Consider the following 20,948-nt stretch of genomic DNA (forward strand, 5'->3'; position numbering starts at 1 on the left):
TCGAAGGTTCGTACCTATGTACAAACAGCCGCCGATTACGGCAGCGGCTGCTCCGCCCAGATCACCTTGCCCGCGGGCAGGTACCGGGTGCCCCAGCGGTCGGCCAGCTGCGCGACGAGGAAGAGACCGCGCCCGCCCTCGTCCGTCATGGTCGCGTAGCGCAGATGCGGCGAGGTGCTGCTGCTGTCGAAGACCTCGCAGATGAGACTGCGGTCGTGCAGCATCCGGACCCGGATCGGCTCACCGCCGTACCGGATCGCGTTGGTGACCAGCTCGCTCAGGATCAGCTCCGTGGTGAACGACAGCTCCTCCAGGCCCCACGCCTCGAGCGTCCGTGTCACGTCGGAGCGCACCTGGCCCACGGCCGCCGGATCGGACGGCACCTCCCATTCGGCGACCAGGTCGGCCCCGAGCGCCCGGGTGCCCGCCACGATCAGCGCGATGTCGTCCCCGGCCCGGGTCGGGCGGCGGGCCTCCAGCACCGCCTGACAGGTCTCCTCCGGCGACGGGCCGGCCTGGGACAGCGCGTCGCGCAGCAGTTCGAGGCCCTCGTCGATGTCCCGTTCGCGGTCCTCCACCAGACCGTCCGTGTAGAGCACGAGCCGGCTGTCCTGCGCCAGCTCCAGCTCTGCCGTCTCGAACGGCAGCCCGCCCAGGCCCAGCGGGGGACCGGCGGGCACGTCGGGGAAGCCGACGCTGCCGTCCGGCTGGATCAGGGCCGGCGGCGGATGGCCGGCGCGGGCCATGGTGCACCGCTGGGTCACCGGGTCGTAGACCGCGTACAGACAGGTCGCGCCGGTCACCGGGGCGCTGTCGCCCTCCTGTGCCTCGTCCTGGTCGATGCGGGCGACCAGCTCGTCGAGGAGCGCGAGCAGTTCGTCGGGCGGCAGGTCCAGGGCGGAGAAGTTGTGCACGGCGGTACGCAGCCGGCCCATCGTCGCCGCCGCGTGCAGCCCGTGGCCGACGACGTCCCCCACCACCAGCGCGACCCGGGCGCCGGACAGCGGCAGCACGTCGAACCAGTCGCCGCCCACCCCGGCCTGCGCGGGCAGATACCGGTAGGCGATGTCCAGGGCGTTCTGCTCGGGCAGCCGGCGCGGCAGCAGGCTGCGCTGAAGCGTCACCGCCATGCTGTGCTCGCGCGTGTACCGGCGGGCGTTGTCGATCGACACCGCGGCCCGGGCGACCAGCTCCTCGGCAAGCGCCACCTCGTCCGCGTCGAACGGCTCGCCCTTCTGCGACCGCCAGAAGCTGACCACGCCGAGCACCAGGGACCCCGCCCTCAGCGGCACCGCGATCAGGGAGTGGATGCCGAACTCCACGACCTGCGCCGAGCGCTCCAGATCCTGGGCACGCCAGCCCGGCGCCTCGTCCAGCCGCGGCGCGATGACGGCGTGTCCGTCCTTCAGGGCGCGAGCCTGCGGCGAGGAGTCGACGAACCTCAGCTGCTCGCCCACCGGGTACAGCGGCGCGTCCTTGCGTATGCCGCTACTCGCCGTGCGTCGCAGCCGCGTCGCCGCCTCCGGCTGCCCGCCGCCCAGCACGGCCTCGTACAGGTCGACGGTGGCGAAGTCCGCGAAGCGGGGCACCGCCAGCTCCGCCAGTTCCTCGGCGGTGCGGGTGACGTCCAGGCTGGTGCCGATGCCCACACCGGCGTCGTACAGCATGTTCAGGCGCTCGCGGGCCTCCTCGGCCCGGCCGGACAGGGCCCGCAGCTCGGTCGAGTCGCGCAGGGTGGCGACGCTGCCGGACGGGCGGCCCCGCAGGGTGGTGGGGCGCTGGTTGACGGCCAGCAGCCGGTCCTTGATCAGGTGCACCTCGTCCGTGGCCATCCGGCCGGAGTCCAGCAGCTCGGCGGTGTCGGGGGCGAGGCCGAGATGCAGCACCCGGTGTCCCTCGGCGTCGGCGGGCAGGTCGAGCAGGCGGTGCGCCTCGTCGTTGGCGAGCAGCAGCCGGCCCTCGGTGCCGACGATGATCACGCCCTCCCGCACGGCGTGCAGGACGGCGTCGTGGTGCTCGTACATCCGGGTCATCTCGTGCGGCCCGAGGCCGTGTGTCTGCCGCAGCAGCCGACGGCTGACCAGCGCCGTGCCCGCCGTCGACAGGGCGAGCGCCACCGCCGCCGCGGTCAGCACCAGCGGCAGCTGCCGGTCCGCGGTCCCGCCCACGGTCGCCTTGGTGACCCCGGCCGAGACCAGCCCGACGACCTGCCCGTCGGGTGCCTTGATGGGTACGACGGCCTGTACGAGCGGTCCGATGGTGCCCGTGATCTCCTCGGTCACCACCCGGCCGGCCTGCGCGGGTGCGATGTTCCCGACGAACTGCTTGCCGATCCGGTCCGGCTTGGGGTGGGTGTAGCGGATGCCGTCGATGTTCATGACGACGATGAAGTCCACGTCCGTGGCCTTGCGCGCCGCCTCGGCACGGGGCTGCAGCACCGCGGACGGATCCGGGCTGCTCAGCGCCTCCCGCGTGCCGGGCGCGTTGGCGAACGACTCGGCGACGGCCACCGAGCGGTTGCGGGCCTCCTGCGTGGTGTCGTACCGCACCTGCAGCACCAGCGCCACCACCGCGGCGACGACCAGCAGCAGCACGATCACCACCTGCAGCAGGAACACCTGCCCGGCGACACTGCGCCCGCCCACCGCCGCCCGCAACGAGGCGAACCACCCCGTGCGCCGCCCCTGAGCCGGCTCGTCGCTCAGGACCCCTCGTTCGGGCACTCCAAGGAAGCGGTCGGACGCACCGCGTGTGCGCAGACCGCCGGGACGAGAGGCCGACCGGGCCCCGGATCGACCCAATAGTCGGACCATGTGCCCATGTCTACACTGCCGGGCCCCGGGAGGCGAGAGACGTCACGGACCGTGACAGGACTTGCCGGCTCTCCCACACCTCGGCCACGGGCGTGATGCCCTGATTGGGACAACTCCCGTCCCCGCAACAGGGATACGACGCCGAGGCTGCCCACAGCGCCATCGGCGCGGGCCTCAGCTCGGGCGCAGGGGCGTGGCGCGCCGAGTGGCGAGCAGCAGCGCGATGTCGTCGGGGCGGTCCGCCATGTGCCGGGCCGTCGCCGTGAGCCGGTCGGCCACGCCCGCCAGCGAGCGCCCGCCCGGCCGGGCGCCGGGGGCACCCGCCTTGGCCAGCGCCACCCGCAGACCGCTGATGCCGTCGTCGATGTCCACCCCGGGCCGCTCGACCAGCCCGTCCGTGTACAGCGCGAGGACGGCACCCGGCTCCATCCGCAGCTCCGACACCGGATACGTGGCCTGCGGATCCACGCCGAGCACGATCCCGCCGGGCAGGTCGAGCACATGGGTACGGCCGTCCGGGCGGCGCAGCAGCGGCGGCGGGTGCCCGGCCACGGCAGCCTGGGCGACGCCGGTCCTTGGATCGAGCCGGATGTAGCAGCAGCTCGCGAACAGGCCGGCGTCGAGGTCGATGAGCAGGTGGTTCGTGCCGCTCATGACCTCGTCGGGCGGCCGGTCGCCGAGCGCGAAGGCTCGCACGGCGCTGCGCAGCTGGCCCATGGTGGCCGCCGCCTGCACGCCGTGCCCCTGCACATCACCGATGACCAGCGCCAGGCCGTCCCCGGCGGCGACGACGTCGTACCAGTCACCGCCCACCTCCATGCCCTGGGTGCCGGGCAGATAGCGTCCGGCGGTCTCCATCAGCGGGTGCTGCGACAGCCGCCGGGGGAGCAGCGCCTGCTGCAGCCCACGGGCGAGGGCGGCCTCGCTCTCGTAGCGCTGGGCCTTCTCCATGGCGTGGGCGATCAGGCCGGCCATGGCGGTGAGCACCGTGCGTTCCTCGGTGCTGAAGCTGCGCGGCCGGTCGAAGCCCAGGATGCACGAGCCGACGGGTCGCCCGGAGGCGATCAGCGGCAGGAAGGCACGGGCCCCTTCCGTCGCGTCCAGCGCGATGCCCGGATAGGCGTCGGAGAGCTCCTGCATCGAGTCGAAGAACAGCGGGCGGCCACTGGTCAGCGTCTCGACCCCGGGCAGCCGGTCGTCCAGTCCGACACCGTCGAACGGGGCGAGGAACCCCTTGGGGAAGCCCGTCTCCCAGGCCAGGTACAGATGCCGCTCCTGCAGCAGGTAGATGGCGAGCCGTCGGCCGCCGAACGCGGGCAGCAGCTCCCGCATCACCACCGCCGACACCTGCCGCGCGGTGACCGCTTCGGTCAGCGCGATGGCGAGCACGATGGGGCGGTACAGCGGGGCGAGCGAGGGCGCGCCGGTCGTCGCCGGGGTGCCGTGCGCCTCCGGGGCACCGGACGGGCTGTCCGCGACCCGGTGCCCCAGACGGATCGTGCAGGTCAGAATGTCCGGGCCGGGATAGACGGACAGGGCGAGCCAGTCGCCGGCCAACGGCTGGGTGGCGCGCTCACGGCCGTGCGCGGACGGTCTTCGGACGTGGAAGTGGACCGGGTCCGGGGACAGCAGCGCGCCGCGCAGATGGTCCTCGAGGGTGGGCTGGTTGAGCCATGGCACGCCCTCCCACAGGGCCCGGCCCAGCAGCTCGGTGCGCGGCCGGCGCAGCAGCCGCGCCGCGGGCGGGTTCGCGTAGACGACCGTCCCGAGCCGGTCCAGGCAGAGCACTCCGTCCGGCAGCAGATCGGCCGCCGCGTCCGCCACGGTGCCCGGCCCCGGGTCGACGACCACGCCCCGTACGCTCGTCGCACGCGGGCGGGCGGAGTCGTCGTACGGCCCCCAGACCTCGACCAGGCGAAGGGCGCCGTCCGCGGTGCGCACGTACAGCGGCAGCGCCGGCGGCCGGCCACCGGCTGCCTCGCGCAGCGCCGCCAGGATCCGCACCGCGTCGCCCGGAGCGACCGCGTCCGCGAACGCCTCCGCCGTGCTGTGGGCCTCCGCCGCAGCCATGCCGAGTACGGCGTTCAGCCGTTCGTCCGCCGCCAGGACGCCCGTCACTGGATCCCAGGTGAACCGCCCGAGGTGCCCGGACGGAGGCCGGCTGGCCGGCGGCCGGACACACAGCGGCCCGCTCTCCCAGGACACCGCGGACGCGTCCTGGTCCTCCAGCTTCTCCAGCGCCATCCCCAGCTCCTCGGCCAACTGCGCGACGCGCTCGCGCAGAGGCAGCAGCTCGGTGCCGTCCGACGCCGACGGCAGCAGCACGGTCAGCACACCGAAGACGGTCGACGCACCCGCGACCGGAACGTGCACGGACCCGAACGGGAACGGCAGACCCGCCGCGAACTGGGGATAGCGGCGCATCGTCTCCGTCGCGTTGGGCAGCGCCACCTCGACCCCGAGCCGATAGGCGTCCGCGACGGGGAACGGCCGGTCCACATGCACTCGCCACCACGGCCGGAACAACGGCCCGGGCAGCCCTTCCAGCACCGCCAGACGCAGCAGTCCGGGCGTGCCGCAGCGCAGGTAGACCCCACCGGCGTGGCCACCGGTCGCGCTGATCGCCTCCGCCGAGGCATCGATCAGCAGCGCCGCCAGCCTGCCCGGCGCCCGCTCTGCGCCCTCGGCGCTCCCAGTCATCGGCCCTACCTCGTCCGTACGCCGTCACGCGCGCGACACAGCAAGAATGCGCCACGAGGCCCCCCGCCCGCACCTGGGCGGCACGAACCAATCACCCGGTCGCGGCACCGGACTCGGCACCGCACCCCGCCGAGTACCCAGGATGACGCGGACCGACGCCGGCACCGCAAATGGCAGCCCTCCGCAACCGGGCAGGGCCTGTCCCCGTTGTCGGTGCGAGACCCGGTGCTCTCGGGAAGACTCGGGAACGGACCGGCGGGGCGCACAGGCAGGAGACTGAGCCATGGAGTACTACGACCTCGGCACCTACACACGCTCCGTGACCACGTCCTCGACGCAGGCCCAACTCTGGTTCGACCGCGGGCTGCTGTGGACGTACGCCTTTCACCACGAGGAGGCCGTCGCCTGCTTCCAGGCGGCTGCCGAGGCCGACCCCGACTGCGCGATGGCCCACTGGGGCATCGCCTACGCACTCGGCCCGAACTACAACAAGCCGTGGGAGTTCTTCGACGACGAGGACCTGGTGCGCACGGTCGACCGCACCCACGCCGCCGTGGAGACGGCCCACGTGAAGGCGGCAGCCGCCACCCCCGTCGAACAGGCCCTGATCGGCGCACTGCGCGCCCGCTACCCCCAGGCGAAGGCCGTCGACGACTGCTCGGTCTGGAACGCCCCCTACGCCGACAGGATGCGCGCGGTCTACGAGCTCGCCCCCGACGACCTGGACGTGGCCACCCTCGCCGCCGACGCGCTGATGAACCTCACCCCCTGGCAGCTGTGGGACCTCAGGACCGGCGAGCCGGCCGAAGGCGCGCGCACGGCGGAGGCCAGGGCCGTCCTCGAACGCGCCCTCGCCACCGACGCGGGACGCGACCACCCGGGCCTGGTCCACCTGTACATCCACCTGATGGAGATGTCCCCGACCCCCGAAGCCGCCCTGCCGGCCGCGGACCGCCTGCGCGGGCTGGTGCCCGACGCCGGGCACCTGCGTCACATGCCGTCGCACCTGGAGGTGCTCTGCGGCGACTACCGGCGGGTGGTCTCGGACAACACGGCGGCGATCGCGGTCGACGAGAAGTACCACGCCCGGGCCGGCGCGATGAACTTCTACACCCTGTACCGCTCGCACAACTACCACTTCAAGATCTACGGCGCGATGTTCCTCGGCCAGTCGGAAGTCGCTCTCAGGACGGCCGCGGAGCTGGAGGCGTCCATCCCCGAAGACCTGCTGCGCGTGCCGAGCCCGCCCATGGCCGACTGGCTCGAGGCCTTCCTCGGCATGCGGTTCCACGCCCTGATCCGCTTCGGCCGCTGGCACGACATCCTCGCCCTGCCGATGCCCGCCGATCCCGGGCTGTACTGCGTGACGACCGCGATGCTCCACTACGCCCGCGGCGTCGCCCTCTCCTCGACCCACCGCGTCCCGGAGGCGGAGACGGAACGCCGGCTCTTCCACGAGGCCGTCGGCCGGGTCCCCGAGACCCGCATGCTCTTCAACAACACCTGCGCCGACATCCTCGCGATCGCCTCCGCGATGCTCGACGGCGAACTGGAGTACCGCAAGGGCAACCACGACGCCGCCTTCGCCGCACTGGAACGCTCCATCGAACTGGACGACAACCTCCCCTACGACGAACCGTGGGGCTGGATGCAGCCCACCCGGCACGCCTACGGCGCCCTCCTCCTCGAACAGGGCCGCGTCGAGGAAGCGGAGGCGGTCTACCGGGCCGACCTAGGCCTCGACGGCACCCTCCCGCGCGCCCTTCAGCACCCCAACAACGTCTGGTCCCTGCACGGCCTGCACGAGTGCCTGACACGCCTGGGCAGGACCGGGGAGGCACAGATGGTGGCCCAGCAGCTGCGTCTCGCCGCCGCGCTGGCGGACGTACCGGTCGAGGCCTCCTGCTTCTGCCGGCTCGACGCGATCACCGCGGGCGGCACCGAGGGGGACTGCTGCGCCGGCTGACGGGTTCAGCCGTCCGCAGGTGTGTCGGGCAGGGGCTGCTCGAACCAGACCACCTTGCCCGTGCTCACCCTCGTCGCACCCCAGCTCTGTGACAGTTGGTCGACGAGGAACAGGCCCCTGCCGCCCTCGTCGCTCAGCCGGGCGTGCCGCATCCTCGGCACGATCGGGGAGTCGTCACCCACTTCGCAGCGCAGCACGTCCGTGCAGAGCAGCCGCAGGGTGATCGGCCGGGACGCGAAGCGCACGGCGTTCGCCACCACCTCGCTGACCATCAGCTCGGTCGTCTCCACCAGGGACTCCAGTCCCCAGTGCCCCAGCGTACGGCGGGTCAGCCGGCGGGCCTGGCCCGCGGTCTGCGGGCGGGGCGCCATGTACCAGTAGGCGACGGTCTCCGGCAGGATGCCCTCGAAGCGGGCGGCGAGCAGCGCGATGTCGTCGTCCCGGCCACCCGCCCCCAACGCGCCGAGCGCCTCGTCGCACAGCTTCTCCAGCGTCGGCGGCGCGGGCCCGGACGTGGCCGCCCGCAACCGTGCGCGCAGCGCCTCCACCCCGGTCAGCACGTCCGAGTCGCGGGACTCGACCAGGCCGTCGGTGTAGAGCAGCAGGGTCGCCCCGGCCGGTGCGTGTGTCTCGACGGACTCGAATCCGCCGCTGCCGACGCCGATCGGTGCCCCGGGCGGGACCCGGAGAACCTCCGCTCGCCCGTCGGGATGCAGCAGCACCGGTGGCAGATGGCCGGCGCTGGACACCAGCAGCCGCTGCTGCACGGGGTCGTACATGGCGTACAGGCAGGTCGCCGTGTGCTCGCTGCCCAGCCGGCCCGCCTGCTCGTCGAGGTGGTGCAGTACCTCGTCCGGGGGCAGATCGAGCCCGGCCAGGGTCTGCACGCTGGTGCGCAACTGGCCCATGATCGCGGCCGAGGTCATGGAGTGGCCCATCACATCGCCGATGACCAGGGCGACCCGGTTGCCCGGCAGCGGGATCGCGTCGTACCAGTCACCGCCGACCTGCGCGGTCCGCGAGGACGGCAGATAGCGGCTGGCCAGTCGGACACCGGGCTGTTCCGGCAGCGACGGCGGGAGCATGGTGCGCTGCAACGTGTCCGCGATGGCCGCCTCACGCTCGTACAGCATCGCCTTCTCCAGGCCGAGAGCGGTGTGTGTGGCGAGCTGGGAGGCGACGATCAGGTCGTCATCGGTGAACTCGGGGCGGCCGGGTCCGCGGATGAGGACGGCGCTGCCGAGGACGTGGCTGCGGCCGTGCAGCGGGGCGATGATCAGCCGGCGGCCGGGCGGCACCGCCGGAGCGCTCGTCGCCCCGAGCAGTTCGGCGGCCGCGGAGGTGACGCCCGGTGTGTTTCCGAACACCGGTCGCCCGTCCTGGAGCAGTTTGCTCAGCAGGCCGTCCGCGGCGGGGGTCACGACCTCTGCCGCCGGGAGGGCGTGCGGACCGGCCGGGGGCGGTCCGGAGCCCCGCGCGTCCGGGGCCCGAGGTGACGCGCGGTCCGCGCTGCGCAGCCGCAGGACGCCGGGGGCGGCGCCCGCCTCGTCGCCGACCGGCAGCGGGGCGTACAGGTGCACGAACGCGGTGTCGGTGAATGCCGGTACTGCCGCGCGGCACAGTTCGCGCAGGGTCTCGTCGAGGTTCATGCCCCGGGCGATCCGGCGGGTCGCCGCGTCGAGGTAGCGGAGCCTGTCGGTGAGCGGCTCGGCGTCGTCCGGTCCCGCGGCGAGGGGAGTGCCGGGCGGAGCCTGTGTGGCCGGCGGTGCGGGATCACCACCTCCGAGCTGCTTCGTCATGCCTGTCCTTCCGGCCGTGCGGCCTGCGCCGGGGCGGGCGGGTCAGAGGTTGTCAGGCGTGCCGTCCAGTCCGCACCGCAGGAAGATCTGTACCTCGGGCTGGATGTCGGCGACCGACGGAGCGTAGGTGTACGAGGACTCCCCGACGATCTCGAAGCCCGCACCCTCGACGACCTCGCGCAGCTCGTCCCGCAGATAGCCGGAGACACGGATGCTGCTGCCGATGAACGGGATCGCGAAGTCGTCCACGTCGGCCTCCACCATCGACAGCGCGAACAGTCCCCCCGGAACCAGCAGGTGGCGGACGGTGCGCAGGGCGAGGGGGATCTCGGCGCGCGGCAGCATGAGCAGGGCGAAGAAGGCGGTCAGTGCGTCGAAGCGGCCGAGGTCCAGGGAGCCGCCGGGCCGCAGGTCGGCGATGTCCGCCCGGTGGAACTCGCCGCCGGGCACATGGTCACGGGCCAGCGCGACCATCCGCTCCGACAGGTCCACCCCGACGACGTCGAGGCCCCCCTCCGCCAGCTGGCGTGCGGTCGGGAGCCCCGTGCCGCACCCGAGGTCAAGTACCCGGGATCCGGGCGGCAGCGACCCGATGAGCCACTCGGCGGCTGCGACCTGCCCTTCCTTGTGCGGGAAGGCCTCGTCGTAGCGCCGGCCGATGGCGTCGAAAGCCTCGGCCTGACCGGTGCGGTCGAGCCGTAGGGTCCGGTAGTCGAGCTTGTCGGCGGGGTTGCTCACAAGGGTTCTCCTTGCAGGCATTATGGGCTATTTCTGAGGATTCCTATAGATGAGTCCGATCTGCCGGATCCCGACGAAGCACGCCGGGACTCTTTGGATCCCGGCGTGCCGCGGCGTCTCCCGGCGTGCCGACGGCCTACGGCGCCACGTCCTCCAGCCGCCGCCCGCTCGTCTCCTCCGCCGCCACCCCTGCCGTGACCGCCCCCACCAGGGCAACCGCCGCGAGGGTCACGAAGACGGTGCCGAGGGCGCCGCCCGCGTACACCGCGCCGACGACGATCGGGCCGAGGATGACTCCGAGCCGGTTCACGGCGCCGCCGAGGCTGGTGCCGAGGGCCCGCATCCGGGTCGGGAAGAGTTCGGGGGTGTACAGGTACAGGCAGATGTTGGCGCCGAAGAAGAACACCGCCGACAGGGACGTCCAGATCAGCACGCTGCTCGCCGAGCCGCCGGCGAAGAGGCCGAGGAACAGCAGGCTGAGGGCGGCGCCGCCCAGACACCAGGTGACGGTGTGCCGGCGGCCGACGCGGTCCACCGTCAGGGCGACGGCGAGGCAGCCGAGGAAGCCCGCGCAGGACGTCACGGTCGAGTACAGCAGCGCGTCGGACAGGCTCAGGTGGAAGCGGGAGCCGTAGATGGTGGGCAGCCAGGACGAGATGCCGTAGTTGACGAAGTAGCCGCAGAACCACAGGACGCAGACGACCAGGGTGCGCTTGCGGTAGCGGTCGGAGAGCAGCTCGCGCAGGGCCCCCTTGGCGGCGGGCTTGTGCGCGACGGGCGCCGCGGGCGCCGGCTGCGGCAGCGGCTCGCCGGTGATCCGCTCGACCTTCGTCTCGATCGACGCCATCGTCGCCAGTGCCTCCTCGTGCCGGCCGTGGTCCGCGAGCCAGCGCGGCGATTCGGGCACACAGCGGGCGACCAGCACGCACAGCACGCCGGGGATCGCGGCGAGGCCGAACATCCAGCGCCAGCCGAGGATCGGCATCAGCCACCAGGCCAGCACGGCGCACGCGGTGAGACCCGCCGGGAAGACCAGCTCGTACAGCAGGACGAAGCGGCCCCGTTTGTGGGCGCGGGTGATCTCGGCGATGAAGGTGGCCGCGACAGGTACCTCGCCGCCGATGGCGAGACCCTGCACGAAGCGCAGCGCCATGAACGGCCCCGGTGAGTCGCACAGCGTGAGCAGCAGGCTGCCGATGCTGGACAGGGCGATGCAAGCCGCGATCACCTTCACCCGGCCGATGCGGTCGGCGAGGCGGCCGGAGAGGAGCGCGCCGACGAGCATGCCCAGGGAGCCGACCGTGATCAGGGACGTGGTCTGCCCGGTGGTCAGCTGCCACTCGGCGCGCAGTTCGGGCAGGGCGTAGGCGATGAGCAACTGGTCGAAGGCCTCGAAGAAGGTCACCGCGCCGATGATGAGCCGGACGGTGACGTGCCACCGGCACAGCGGCAGGCGTTCGAAGCGGGCGCCGATCGCGGCGACGAGCGCCGCGGTGTCCGCGGGCCGGCCCGCGGTGGCATGGGGAGTGTCGGTCGTCATGGAGGGGTCCTCCGGACCCGCGCACGGGGTGCTGGGAAAGGCACAGGATACGCACGGGACGGTTCGGGCCGGTCGGCGGCGGCTGCACAGCCGTACGCCGGCTCGGCGACAGAGGGGACGGGGCTCGGAGATCGGGGGTCACCAGGCCATCTGGCTAAGCGCTAAATCTTTCAGCGCTCAAGTTTTATCCCGCCTGTGAAGCGGCCAGTCAAGGGTTCTTCCCCACGTGGTGCAAAAAACTTCCCCGGTTCCCCTTGCGACCAAAATAGTTAAGCCCTTAGATATTCAGGACTTCGATACATCCGATCCGGAGGTCCTGCCATGCCGCGCACACCAGTCGACGAGATCCTCATCGCGGGGTGTTCCAGGCGCGGCGCGGGCGCGCCGATCCACACCGTGAACCCCGCCGACGGCACCCCGATCACCACCGTCCACGCCGCCTCGCCCGCCGATGTCGACGAGGCGGCCGAGGCCGCCGCCGAGGCCGTGGCGACGCCCGCGTGGCGGGACCTGCTCCCGCACCGGCGCGCCCGCCTCCTGCACCGCATCGGCGACCTGATCGAGGAGCACGCCGACGACCTGTCCGCCCTGCAGACCGCCGACACCGGCAAGACGCTCACCGAGACCCGAGCGCTCGCGCTGAGCGCCGCCGCCACGTTCCGGTACACGGCCGCCGCCCTGGAGACCGCAGAGGACTCGCTCACCCCCGCCCGAGGGCCGTACGTCACGATGAGCGTGCACGAGCCGATCGGCGTGGTCGGCGCGATCAACCCGTGGAACTCGCCGATCGCCTCCGACGCCCAGAAGGTCGCCCCGGCCCTCGCCGGCGGGAACGCTGTGCTGCTGAAGCCCGCCGAGTGGACCCCGCTCGTCTCCCTCGCCTTCGGGCGGCTGGTCCACCGGGCGCTCGCCGAGGAGGGACTGCCGACCGCGCTGCTGTCCGTACTGCCGGGGAAGGGGCGCGTCGTCGGGGACGCGATCGTCACCCACCCGCTGGTCCGCCGCATCGGCTTCACCGGCGGCACCACCACCGGCCGCGCCATCGCCCGGACCGCCGCCGACAAGCTCGCCCCCGCCTCGCTGGAACTCGGCGGCAAGTCACCGACGATCGTCCGCGAGGACGCCGACATCGAGCAGGCCCTCGCGGGCGTGATGTTCGGGGTCTTCTCCTCCAGCGGGCAGTCCTGCATCGCCGGCTCCCGGCTCTTCGTCCACCGGTCCCTGTACGACTCCTTCGTCGCCGAGCTCGTCGAGCGCGTACGCAAGCTGCGCGTGGGACCCGGGACCGACCCCGACACCCAGGTCGCCCCGCTCGTCCATCACCGGCACCGGGACGCGGTCGCCGCGTACGTGGACCTCGCCCGGGAGGAAGGCGGGCGCGTCCTGTGCGGCGGCGCGGTCCCGGAAGGGGAGGCGTACGCCGACGGCGCCTACTACCTGCCGACCGTCATCGACGGCCTGCCGAACTCCGCCCGGACCTGCCAGGAGGAGATCTTCGGCCCCGTCCTCGTCGCACTGCCCTACGACGACGAGGACGACCTGGTGCGGCAGGCCAACGACAGCGTGTACGGGCTCGCCTGCGGCATCTGGACCCGCGACGCCCGCGCCGCCTGGCGGCTCGCCCGGCGCATCGACGCGGGGACCGTCTGGATCAACACCTACAAGCAGTTCTCCATCTCCACCCCCTTCGGCGGGACGAAGGACAGCGGCCTCGGTACCGAGAAGGGCCGCGACCTCATCCGCTCCTACCAGCGGCAGAAGTCCCTGTACTGGGGCACGGAATCCACGCCCCTGCCCTGGGCCAACTGAAACGCATCCCGGAGACCCTCACCATGACTCACCCCCCGATAGCCCGGCTGCGCGCCCTGCGCTCGGTCGAGCTGCTCACCCCGGAGTTCACGCAGGCCACCGACTTCTACGAGGAGGTGTGGGGACTGGAGGTCGTCGAAGCCGAGCCCGGCACCAGCTGGCTGCGCGGCACCGGCGACGAGCACCACGCCCTCCAGCTCACCCGCGCCGACCGGATCGGCCTCGGCCGGCTCGCGTTCGCCGTGGCCACCCCCGCCGAGATCGACGAAGCCGCACGGCGCCTCCAAGCGCGCGGCATCACGCCGGTCTGCGGACCGGGCCCGCTCGACCAGGTCGGGGGCGGCTACGGCCTGCGGTTCCACGACATCGACGGACGGCTCATCGAACTCTCCGCCGAGACCTGGGCCGTCACCGCCCGCGGCCGCGACGGCGCCGTGCCGGTCGGCGTCACCCACGCCGTGCTCAACACTCCCGACATCGACGCCTCGGTCGCCTTCTACCGGGACGTCCTCGGCATGCGCGTCTCGGACTGGTCCGAGCACCAGATGGCGTTCCTGCGCTGCAACGCCGACCACCACTGCATCGCCTTCAACCAGGCGCCGTGGGTGTCGCTCAACCACGTGGCGTACGAGATGAGGTCGGTCGACCACTTCATGCGCGGCCTCGGCCGGCTCCGGCACCACGGCGTCACCCCCGAGTGGGGTCCCGGGCGGCACGGGCCGGGCAACAACACGTTCTCCTACTTCACCGACCCGACCGGCCTCGTCTGCGAGTACACCTCCGAGGTCGCCCAGGTCGTCGAGGACGCCTGGATCTGCAAGGTGTGGCGGCGCACGCCCGAACTCTCCGACGTCTGGGGCACGGCAGGCCCGCCCTCCCCGCAGATCCGCGCCCACATGGCGGGCACACCCGACGGCAGTCCTGTCGTCCCGCCCGTCGACGCGGAAGCCGACACCGCAGCAGATGCCGCAGCAGATGCCTCAGCCGATGCCTCAGCCGATGCCGAAGGAGTCCCCGCATGAGCAGCACCGCACCGAGCCGGGCCGCCACCTCCCGCCGAGTCGGCCTCATCGGCTGGGGCGCCATCGGCCGCGTCGTCGGCGGGGCCCTCGCCGCCGGCGAGATACCCGGCGCCGAACTGGTCTGCGTCGTCGACAACCGGCCGCTCGGCGACTCGGTCCCGGCACCGCAGCGCACCCTCGAACAGGCCCTGGACTCCTGCGACCTGATCGTCGAGGCGGCCGGGCAGGGCGTCGTCCGGGAATGGGGTACGGCGATCCTCGCCTCCGGCACGGACCTGCTCGTCGCCTCGACCGGGGCGCTCACGGACGAACAGTTGGCGAAGGAACTCCTCAACGCCGGACCGGGCCGGGTGTACTTCACCGGCGGCGCGGTCGGCGGCCTCGACCTGCTCCAGGCGGTACGCGCCATGGGCCCCCTCGACGGGGTGCGGCTGACCACCACCAAGCTGCCGTCCACCCTCGAACAGCCGTGGATGGACGAGGAGTTGCTGGGCCGGATGCGGTCGGCGACCGGGCCGGTCGAGGTGATGGCCGGCACCGCGCGGGAGGTACCCGTGAAGTTCCCCAAGTCGACGAACGTGGCCGCGTCCGTGGCCCTCGCGATCGGAGACCTGGACGCGGTGCGGGTGAGCGTCGTCGCCGACCCCGACGCCGCGCACACCTCGCACGTGGTCGAGGCGAGCGGCGCGCACGGCACCTACCGCTTCGAGGTACGCCACCTGCCCGACGCCGCCAACCCGGCGACCAGCCAGGTCGTCCCCTACGCGGTACTGCGGTCGCTGGCCGCCCTCGCCGGCCGGACGGGACAGATCCTGTGACGGCTCCTGCTGCCGCGTACGACCCGGCGGGGCTCCGCCTGGAGGAGGCGGGGGACAGCGGTCCGCTCGTCCTGTGCCTGCACGGCATCGGCTCGTCCTCGGCTGCCTTCGCCCCGCAGTTCGCGGCGCTGAGCGGGTCGTACCGGATGGTCGCCTGGGACGCCCCCGGATACGCCAAGTCGGCCGACCCGACCGGCCCGTTGACCATGGACGACTACGCCGACCTGGCCGCAGACGTGATCCGCGCCCGCGGCGGTGCCGCCCACGTCCTCGGCGTCTCCTGGGGCGGCGTGATCGCGCTGCGGCTGGCCACCCGCCATCCGGACCTCGTCGAGTCGGTGACGGTCGTCGCCTCGACGCCCGGCTCCGGCACCGATTCCGACAAGGCGGCAGCAATGCGGGCCCGGGCAGACGAGCTCGCCCGGCTCGGCCCTGACGCCTTCGCCGCCGCCCGGGGCCCGCGCCTGCTGTCCGCCGCCGCGCCCGCCGGCCTCGTCGGGCGCGTCACCGCCACCATGGCCGCCGCCGTCCGACTGCCCGGCTACGGCCACGCCGCCGAGGCCATGGCGGCCACCGACCTGCGCGGCGAACTGCACCAAGTCACCGCGCCCACCCTCGTCCTGTGCGGCGACCAGGACCGGATCACCGGTCCTGACGCCTCACAGGTCCTGGCCGGCGGTCTGGACAGGACCGCGTACGTGATCGTCAAGGACGCCGGTCACCTGGCCAACCAGGAGCAGCCCGAGCACGTCAACGCCTGGCTCGCCTCCCATCTGCACATCGTCACCCACCGCTAGGAAGGCCCGAATCCCATGCCGCTGACCACCGACGACTACGACAACAACGGCGACCTCGCCAAGTACACCGACGCCCTGATCGCCACCAAGGACTCCCGCGAACCCGACTGGGGCACCCTGTCCTTCCAGGAGAAGGCCGGCCCGCAGTTCAAGCGCGCACAGATCCGCTACGTCGGCTCCGGCGCCACCGGCGACCACGACAACGACAACCGGATCCTCCCGTCCGGCGGCTTCACGTTCTCCAACATGCTGCTGCCGCCCGGCGCCGAGGGCCCCGCCCACACGCACCACGACGTCGAGGAGGCGTTCTTCGTCCTGGAGGGCCAGGTCCGCGTCGGCATCCACCGCGGCCCCGACGAGGTCGAGTACCGCACCCTCGGCTACCGCGACATGATCGTGGTGCCGGCCGGCGTCACCCGCTCCCTGAAGAACGAGGGCGACACCGACGCGCTGTTCTGCGTGATCATCGGCACGCAGAAGCCGCAGGTGCCGACCTACCCCGAGTACTCGCCGCTCTACGGCGTCACCCGTGACTGAGCAGAGCACCGCGCGTACGGTCGTCGTGACCGGGGCGGGCCGTGGCCTGGGGGAGGCCATGGCCCGCCGGGCGGCGGCCGACGGGTATCGCGTCGTGGTCGCCGAGATCGACGCCGCCCGGGGCGAGCGCACGGCGGCGTCGATCCGCGAGAGGGGCGGCACGGCGGACTTCGTGCCGCTCGACGTCGCCGACCAGGAGTCGGTCACCGCGCTCGCCGGCCGGCTGGCGACCTCCGGCCCGGTGTACGGCCTGGTGAACAACGCGGCGCTCGCCAACGGCGTGGGCGGCAAGGAGTTCCAGGACATCGACGTCGAGACCTGGGACCGGCTCATGGCGGTCAACGCCCGCGGGCCCTGGCTCGTCGCCAAGCATCTGCTGCCGCTGATGAGCCGGCCCGGCCGGATCGTCAACATCGCCTCGGACGCGGCCCTTTACGGCTCTCCGCGCCTCGCCCACTACATCGCCTCCAAGGGCGCGGTCATCTCCCTCACCCGGGCGATGGCCCGCGAACTGGGGGAGCGGGGCATCACCGTCAACGCCCTCGCCCCCGGCCTCACCGAGGTCGAGGCCACCGAGACGGTCCCGCCCGAGCGTCACGCGCTCTACGCCGAGGGCCGCGCGATCTCCCGGCCGCAGCAGCCCGACGACCTGACCGGCCTCGTCTCCTTCCTCCTCTCCGAGGAATCCCGGTACCTCACCGGTCAAGCGATCGCCGTCAACGGCGGCTTCACCATGCACTGAACCACCCCATCTGCAAGGAGTACGTCATGGATCTCGGCCTCGCCGGCCGCACCGTCCTGGTCACCGGCGGCAGTTCGGGCGTCGGCCTGGCCACGGTCCGCGCCCTGCTCGACGAGGGCGCCCGCGTCGCCACCTGCGGACGCGACCCCGAACGGCTCGCCAAGGCCGCCGCCTGGCTCGGCGCGGGCCCCGACCGACTGTTCACGGGAGCGTGCGACGTCCGCGACGCGGCTGCCGTACGGCACTTCACGGAGGAGGCCGCCGAGCACTTCGGCGAGGGCCTCGACGGTCTGGTCAACAACGCCGGGCAGTCCCGCATGAAGCGCCTCGACGAGACGACCGAGGAGGACTGGCGCGACGAACTGGAGCTGAAGTTCGCCGGCGTACTGAACCCCCTCTCCGCCGCCCGGAGTTATCTGCGCGCCTCGGACACCGCCGCCGTCGTCAACGTCAACGCGGTCCTCGCCAAGCAGCCCGAGACCCGCCTGATCACCACCAGCGCCGCGCGCGCCGGCATCCTCAACCTCTCCAAGTCCCTGTCCGCCGAACTCGCCGCCGACGGCATCCGGGTCAACTCCGTCTGCCTCGGCCTGATCGACACCGGCCAGTGGACCCGCCGCCACGCCGCCGCCGACGACGGCCGGACGTACGAGGAGTGGCAGGCCGGCCTCGCCGCCGACCGCGGGGTCGCACTCGGACGCCTCGGGCGCGCCGAGGAGGTCGCCTACGCGATCGTCGCGCTGCTCTCCCCGCGCGCCTCGTACATCACCGGAACCAGCATCGACGTCTGCGGCGGAGTCGGCCGCGGCATCCTGTGAGGACTCTTCCCATGCAGTACGACAACGGGGGCGAACTCCTCGTAGCCCACCTGAAATCCCTCGGCATCGACACCGTCTTCGGCGTCGTGTCCGTACACAACCTGCCCCTCGTGGAGGCCGTCGACCGGCACCTGCGCTTCGTACCGGTCCGGCACGAGGCGACCGCCGTCAACGCGGCCGACGGCTACGGACGGGCGCGCGGCTCGATCGGCTGCGCCCTCACCTCGACCGGCACGGGGGCGGGCAACGCCGCCGGTTCGCTGATCGAGGCACTGGCGTCCGGGACGGCCGTCCTGCACGTCACCGGGCAGGTCGAGTCGGCGTACCTGGGCAGCGGGCGGGGCTTCATCCACGAGACCAAGGACCAGCTCGGCATGTTGAGCGCGGTCTCGGCGTACGCGGCCACCGTCACGTCCGCCCGTGATGCCGGGCACATCCTGCGTGAGGCTGCGTCGGCGGCACTCGCGGTGCCCGGCGGCCCCGCCAGCGTGGAGTGGCCGATCGATCTGCAGTACGCGGCGCAGGATGATGCCGAGGAGACAGTCCCCGGCGCTTCGCCTCCCCCCACGGATGCCGCCGAACTCGCCGCAGCTCAGCAGCTGTTGAGCGGCTCCCGTCGCCCGCTGATCTGGGCCGGCGGCGGTGCGTGCCGCGCCCGACCGGAACTCCTCGCACTGCTGGAGACGACCGGGGCCGGCCTGCTCACCTCCAACTCCGGGCGTGGGTCCGTTCCCGAGGACCACCCCCTCGTGATCGGCAACTTCGCCACCACTCCGGCCGCCCGCGCCCTGCTGGCCGACGCCGACGCCCTCGTCACCGTCGGCACCCACTTCCGCTCCAACGAGACCGCCGACTACGGCCTCAAGCTCCCCGACGCCCACATCCAGATCGACGTGGACGCGGCCGCACTCGGCCGGGTCTACCCGGCACGCCACGCCCTGCACGGCGACGCGGCCACCGTCCTGCCCGCCCTGACCGGGGCCGCCGTGCGCGCGGACGCCGACTGGACGGCCCGTGTCACCGCTGTCCGCGAGGAGGTCCGGGCCGCCCTGCACGAGGGCATCGGACCCCAGGCCGCGATCTGCGACGCCCTCGCCGCCGCCCTGCCGCGCGGCACCGTGGTCGCCCGTGACGTCACCATCCCGTCGTCCTCCTGGGGCAACCGGCTCCTGCCGATCCACGACCCGCGCGCCAACGTCTTCCCGCGCGGCGGCGGCATCGGACAGGGCCTCGGCATGGGCATCGGTGCCGCGCTCGCCCGCCCCGACGAGCCGACCGTGGTGATCGCAGGCGACGGCGGCCTCGCCGTGCACTTCGGTGAACTCCTCACCGTCGCACAGGAACGGCCCCGCCTGACCCTGATCGTCTTCAACGACGGCGGGTACGGAGTGCTGCGCAACATGCAGGACAAGTACGCCGAACGCCGTTCCGGCGTGGACCTGTTCACGCCCGACTTCGGCCCCCTCGCCGCCGCCTGCGCCCTGCCGTACGCCCGCATCGCCGCCCCGGCGGACGCCGCACCGGCCCTTGAGGCGGCCCTCGCCGCCGACGGCCCGACCCTCGTCGAGGTCGACCTTGCAGCGCTCGGCCCGATGAAGAACCCGTTCACCCCGCCCGTCAAGATCCCCACCGCGTAGGGAGGCCACCGCCATGACCACCACTGCCGACGAGCACGAACTCGACCTCCTCGTCCGCCGGATGACCTGGGAGGCGGACGGCGTGCTCTCCGTCGAACTGACCCGGCCGGACGGCAAGCCGCTGCCCGCCTGGACCCCGGGCGCCCATCTGGACCTGCACGTCGGCGGGTTCGTCCGCCAGTACAGCCTCTGCGGCGACCCGGCCGACCCGACCACGTACCGCCTGGGTGTCCTCAACGAACCCTCGTCGCGGGGCGGCTCGCGGCACGTGCACACCAAGCTCCGCCCCGGGCAGAGCGTCCGTGCGGCCGGCCCGCGCAACCACTTCGCGCTGGAGCCCGCCTCCTCGTACGTGTTCCTCGCCGGTGGCATCGGTATCACTCCGATTCTGGCGATGGCCCGCCAGGCGGAACGGGACGGCATCCCGTACCGCCTGGTCCACGGCGGCCGGTCGCGCGCCTCGATGGCCTTCGGCGCCGAGCTGTCCGCCCTCACCGGCGACGTGACCCGCGTACCGCAGGACGAGCGGGGCCACCCCGACCTGGCGGCCGCCCTTCGGGACCTGCCGGCCGACGCGCTCGTCTACTGCTGCGGGCCGGAACCCCTCCTCAAGGCCGTCGAAGAGGCTTGCCCCGCAGGGCAGTTGAGGGTGGAGCGGTTCGCCGCCCCCGTCGTCGAGCGCACCGGCGACGACACCCCCTTCGAGGTCGAGTGCCGCACCTCGGGCGTGACCCTGACCGTCGACGCCGCCACCTCCATCCTGGAGGCCGCCGAGAACGCGGGACTGAACGTCAACTCCTCCTGCCGGGACGGCATCTGCGGCTCCTGCGAGACCCGCGTGCTGGCCGGCACCCCCGACCACCGCGACTTTCTGCTCAGCGAGACCGAACGCGCCACCGGCAGGACGATGATGCTCTGCGTCTCCCGGTGCGCCTCCGACCGCCTCGTCCTCGACCTGTGAACCGTACGGAGACCCTGATGACCACCGAAGCCACCACGTGGCCCTACCTCACCCCGCACCAGACCCGCGACCACGAGCCCACCCCCTACGAGCTGAAACTCGCCCGGACGCTGGAGGAGATCTTCACCCACGACGGCCACGAACTGGCCGACGTCGTCGGCGGGCTCAACGCCCGCCAGGTCCGCACCCCGTCCGGAGAACCCTGGACCGAGGAGACCTTCCGTACCGAGATGCACCGCCTGGGAGCCTGA

At 72.7% G+C, this 20,948-nt stretch carries 16 protein-coding genes; 11 read left to right on the forward strand and 5 right to left on the reverse strand.

All coding sequences use genetic code 11. The annotated features are described in order from the left end of the window. Positions 1-35: 35 nt before the first annotated feature. Together ACZ7L5_RS17705 and ACZ7L5_RS17710 are read right to left on the reverse strand one after the other, a co-directional pair. Positions 36-2,813 (reverse strand): SpoIIE family protein phosphatase, encoded by a 2,778-nt coding sequence (locus tag ACZ7L5_RS17705; protein WP_471517573.1) that lies wholly within the window; start codon positions 2,811-2,813, stop codon positions 36-38. A 174-nt stretch (positions 2,814-2,987) separates the two neighbouring features. Next, on the reverse strand, positions 2,988-5,513 hold the full coding sequence (locus tag ACZ7L5_RS17710) for a SpoIIE family protein phosphatase (RefSeq protein ID WP_471517575.1): 2,526 nt from the start codon (positions 5,511-5,513) through the stop codon (positions 2,988-2,990). 283 nt (positions 5,514-5,796) lie between these two features. Between ACZ7L5_RS17710 and ACZ7L5_RS17715 the strand changes: the two genes are divergently transcribed. Then, a complete protein-coding gene (locus ACZ7L5_RS17715) occupies positions 5,797-7,479 on the forward strand; it encodes a hypothetical protein (protein ID WP_471517576.1) in 1,683 nt (560 codons plus the stop codon). Between the two features lie 5 nt (positions 7,480-7,484). On the opposite strand, the gene ACZ7L5_RS17720 is transcribed toward ACZ7L5_RS17715, so the two are convergent. The 3 genes from ACZ7L5_RS17720 to ACZ7L5_RS17730 all read right to left on the reverse strand — a co-directional run bounded on the left by ACZ7L5_RS17720 (position 7,485) and on the right by ACZ7L5_RS17730 (position 11,556). Continuing rightward, positions 7,485-9,278, reverse strand: coding sequence for a SpoIIE family protein phosphatase (locus tag ACZ7L5_RS17720; protein ID WP_471517578.1), 1,794 nt, complete (start codon positions 9,276-9,278; stop codon positions 7,485-7,487). Positions 9,279-9,320: 42 nt separating this feature from the next. Next, positions 9,321-10,016, reverse strand: a complete 696-nt coding sequence (locus tag ACZ7L5_RS17725; protein WP_328877338.1) for a class I SAM-dependent DNA methyltransferase — start codon at positions 10,014-10,016, stop codon at positions 9,321-9,323. Positions 10,017-10,152: 136 nt separating this feature from the next. Beyond that, complete coding sequence (locus ACZ7L5_RS17730; protein ID WP_471517580.1) at positions 10,153-11,556, reverse strand: MFS transporter; 1,404 nt, start codon at positions 11,554-11,556, stop codon at positions 10,153-10,155. A gap of 321 nt (positions 11,557-11,877) precedes the next feature. On the opposite strand from ACZ7L5_RS17730, the gene ACZ7L5_RS17735 reads away from it, so the two are divergent. The 10 genes from ACZ7L5_RS17735 to ACZ7L5_RS17780 are packed head-to-tail and all read left to right on the forward strand — an operon-like array spanning position 11,878 to position 20,948. Next, complete coding sequence (locus ACZ7L5_RS17735; RefSeq protein ID WP_471517581.1) at positions 11,878-13,365, forward strand: aldehyde dehydrogenase family protein; 1,488 nt, start codon at positions 11,878-11,880, stop codon at positions 13,363-13,365. 23 nt (positions 13,366-13,388) lie between these two features. Beyond that, positions 13,389-14,387, forward strand: a complete 999-nt coding sequence (locus ACZ7L5_RS17740; RefSeq protein ID WP_471517583.1) for a VOC family protein — start codon at positions 13,389-13,391, stop codon at positions 14,385-14,387. Next, the gene (locus ACZ7L5_RS17745; protein ID WP_471517584.1) at positions 14,384-15,205 is read left to right on the forward strand and encodes an aspartate dehydrogenase domain-containing protein; all 822 of its coding nucleotides are present in this window, start codon (positions 14,384-14,386) and stop codon (positions 15,203-15,205) included. Before ACZ7L5_RS17740 ends, ACZ7L5_RS17745 begins: the two co-directional genes overlap by 4 nt. Next, on the forward strand, positions 15,202-16,002 hold the full coding sequence (locus tag ACZ7L5_RS17750; protein ID WP_471517586.1) for an alpha/beta fold hydrolase: 801 nt from the start codon (positions 15,202-15,204) through the stop codon (positions 16,000-16,002). Before ACZ7L5_RS17745 ends, ACZ7L5_RS17750 begins: the two co-directional genes overlap by 4 nt. 15 nt (positions 16,003-16,017) lie before the next feature. Then, positions 16,018-16,539, forward strand: a complete 522-nt coding sequence (locus ACZ7L5_RS17755) for a cupin domain-containing protein (RefSeq protein WP_471517588.1) — start codon at positions 16,018-16,020, stop codon at positions 16,537-16,539. Then, positions 16,532-17,281, forward strand: coding sequence for an SDR family oxidoreductase (locus ACZ7L5_RS17760; protein ID WP_471517590.1), 750 nt, complete (start codon positions 16,532-16,534; stop codon positions 17,279-17,281). Before ACZ7L5_RS17755 ends, ACZ7L5_RS17760 begins: the two co-directional genes overlap by 8 nt. Before the next feature lie 26 nt (positions 17,282-17,307). Beyond that, positions 17,308-18,099, forward strand: coding sequence for an SDR family oxidoreductase (locus tag ACZ7L5_RS17765; protein ID WP_471517591.1), 792 nt, complete (start codon positions 17,308-17,310; stop codon positions 18,097-18,099). Between the two features lie 11 nt (positions 18,100-18,110). Next, positions 18,111-19,736, forward strand: a complete 1,626-nt coding sequence (locus tag ACZ7L5_RS17770; protein ID WP_471517593.1) for a thiamine pyrophosphate-binding protein — start codon at positions 18,111-18,113, stop codon at positions 19,734-19,736. Between the two features lie 13 nt (positions 19,737-19,749). Further along, on the forward strand, positions 19,750-20,697 hold the full coding sequence (locus tag ACZ7L5_RS17775; protein WP_471517595.1) for a PDR/VanB family oxidoreductase: 948 nt from the start codon (positions 19,750-19,752) through the stop codon (positions 20,695-20,697). Positions 20,698-20,714: 17 nt separating this feature from the next. Next, positions 20,715-20,948: a recombinase-like helix-turn-helix domain-containing protein gene (locus tag ACZ7L5_RS17780; RefSeq protein ID WP_363036327.1), complete on the forward strand. Its 234-nt coding sequence runs from the start codon at positions 20,715-20,717 to the stop codon at positions 20,946-20,948.

The sequence above is a fragment of the Streptomyces sp. NPDC107528 genome, assembly GCF_055639295.1.